Annotated in this window: 3 protein-coding genes and 1 tRNA gene; 3 read left to right on the plus strand and 1 reads right to left on the minus strand. The window is 63.9% G+C overall.

The genetic code is table 11. The annotated features are described in order from the left end of the window. The coding region (locus ACFYML_RS36515; RefSeq protein WP_387425001.1) for a hypothetical protein at positions 1 to 238 on the plus strand (238 nt) is incomplete at its 5' end. Positions 239 to 417: 179 nt separating this feature from the next. Further along, positions 418 to 948: a GNAT family N-acetyltransferase gene (locus tag ACFYML_RS36520; RefSeq protein ID WP_387425003.1), complete on the plus strand. Its 531-nt coding sequence runs from the start codon at positions 418 to 420 to the stop codon at positions 946 to 948. A gap of 207 nt (positions 949 to 1,155) precedes the next feature. Here the strand turns inward: ACFYML_RS36520 and ACFYML_RS36525 are convergent. After that, a tRNA-OTHER gene (locus ACFYML_RS36525) sits at positions 1,156 to 1,214 on the minus strand. A 525-nt stretch (positions 1,215 to 1,739) separates the two neighbouring features. Here ACFYML_RS36525 and ACFYML_RS36530 point away from each other — a divergent pair. After that, positions 1,740 to 2,039 carry a transposase gene (locus ACFYML_RS36530; RefSeq protein WP_387425004.1) on the plus strand — a complete coding sequence of 100 codons (300 nt, stop codon included), beginning with the start codon at positions 1,740 to 1,742 and terminating at the stop codon, positions 2,037 to 2,039. Positions 2,040 to 2,107: the final 68 nt, after the last annotated feature.

Genomic DNA, 2,107 nt, shown 5'->3' on the forward strand with positions numbered 1-2,107 from the left:
CGATGGCTCCACGCCTGTTTCCACTGCCGACCGAATCGCCGCCTTCGTCCGTGTCGCGCCGATCAACCCTTATGCGCTACTGAGATCACCTCACTTCCTTGCTGACCACGACGCCTGGAAGGTCAACGTCGACCTCTGGTCTCGCGAGGAAGGCAGAAGCGACATGACCTTGCAGGTAACGGTCTGGGAAGAGGCCGGCGCAATCAAGCTGACAATCGACGACCTGCACGCTCTCTAGTAGCGGTGCCGCCCCCATCGCACCGTCAGTTTGGAAGAACGCGATCAAGCGGTCGCGGTGTCCGAAACGCCTGCGGCGGCGGCTGGCCCGGTTGCGTCTCGTGCCCGCTCGTGCCCGCTGTGCGCCACGGCTACTGGCCCATGGATGGCCCATGACGGCTGTACGGGTAAGGTCCGCCCATGCCGGATTGGGTCCGTCTTCAGTTGGACATCGACAGATTCGACGATCACGCGTTCGAGTCGTACCTACGTCGGGCACGCATGTCAGGCATCCACTTCGCGACGATGGCCGAACTTGGTGACACGCCCGATCACAGGCGGACGCTGTACGACCTCAACAAGACCTGCTCGGCCGATATCCCTGATCGTGGGGAGTTCTACAGCTACGAGGAATACCTCGCCCAACGCATTGATGTACCTGCCTTCAACCCCGCCGGCGTCGTCCTCGCCCTTCACGGCAACGAGTGGATCGGAATGTCGACCACGTCGCTACACCCGGACAGGGGGCTCGCATTCAGCGAGATGACCGGCGTCCTCGCGCCGTATCGCGGGCAGGGCCTGTCGCTGGCCTTGAAACTGCTAGCGATCCGCTTCGTTCGATCGTCTGGCTATCGGCGGCTCACGACGATGCATCACCCGCGCAACGCGTCCGCGATAGCTATGAACCGGCGGCTTGGTTTTGTTGATCAGGTGGTCGGGACCATCGGGTGAGCTTGGCGGATCTCCTCGTGACGTGCTGGGGCACAGCTCCCCAACGGTCACGAAGTCGATCTACGTGGAGGCGACCCGGCGGGTGCAGCGGGACGCGGTGGACCGCCTCGGGTTCCTCTTCGACGCGTAGGCGTAGGGGTCAGTCGTGGGGGTCAACACGATCAAGGGCCGGTCTCCCTCTACAGGAAACCGGCCCTTGACCTGCTGCGCGCCCGAAGGGACTCGAACCCCTAACCTTCTGATCCGTAGTCCAAGGCTACGGGCGCACACTTCTACGAGTAGCACTCTACCAAAAACTCGTCCGACTGCAAGCCCGATAGTCCGCCCCCATCCGGTTGCGTTCTTGCAGGTCCACGTGGCGCTGACCGACTTAATTCGCGCTCGTCGATGGAAAAGTGGATCCCGCGTCTCCGGTAGGGTCCGCGCGGGTAGCGGTTCGTCCGCGTCAGTTCCCCGACGTCCGAGCAGCCACCGAGCAGCCACGATCGCCGCAGTTCGTGGTCTGGGCACCGGATTCAGCAGCGGCGCGCACCTGCCACGGTTGGTGGAAGTCTTCCTCGGTTATGGGAAACGTCGAGGTTTCCTCGGCCCGCCGCCGCCAGGGCACGCCTGGAAGCGCTGCTTAAAGATCAAGTTAGCTGATCGGACGCGGAAGCGTTACGTGGCGCTGGCGCAGCATGGCTTGCCGGTGGGCGGCCTGGCATGATCCGAACGCGCGGAAGACTTGAGCCACCCCCGCTTTCATGGAGCTTCTTGATCATGGTCTGATGGCCGTGGGGAGGAAGTCGTCCGTGGCAGCACCGAAGAAGTACCCCGATGAGCTGCGCCAGCGTGCTGTGCGCTTGTATCGGGAGTCGGATCCGAAGCCGGTGATCCGGCGCCTGGCCGAGCAGTTGGGCGTGCATCACGAGGCGTTGCGGAACTGGATCCGTCAGGCCGAGGCTGACGCGGGTGAGCGTCACGACCGGCCCACCAGTGAGATGGCCGAGGAGAACCGTCGGCTGCGCAAGGAAGTCGCCGAGCTGCGGCGGGCGAATGAGATCCTGAAGGCGGCGAGCGCGTATTTCGCGGCGGAGCTGTGCGCCATGTAGCGCTGATTGATCGAGGAGGGGTGAGAGACCCTTCCCGCCGGGTCGTCGCAGCGGCCTGGTGAAGCCTG

Source organism: Micromonospora sp. NPDC007230, from assembly GCF_042869115.1.
Lineage (GTDB): Bacteria > Actinomycetota > Actinomycetes > Mycobacteriales > Micromonosporaceae > Micromonospora.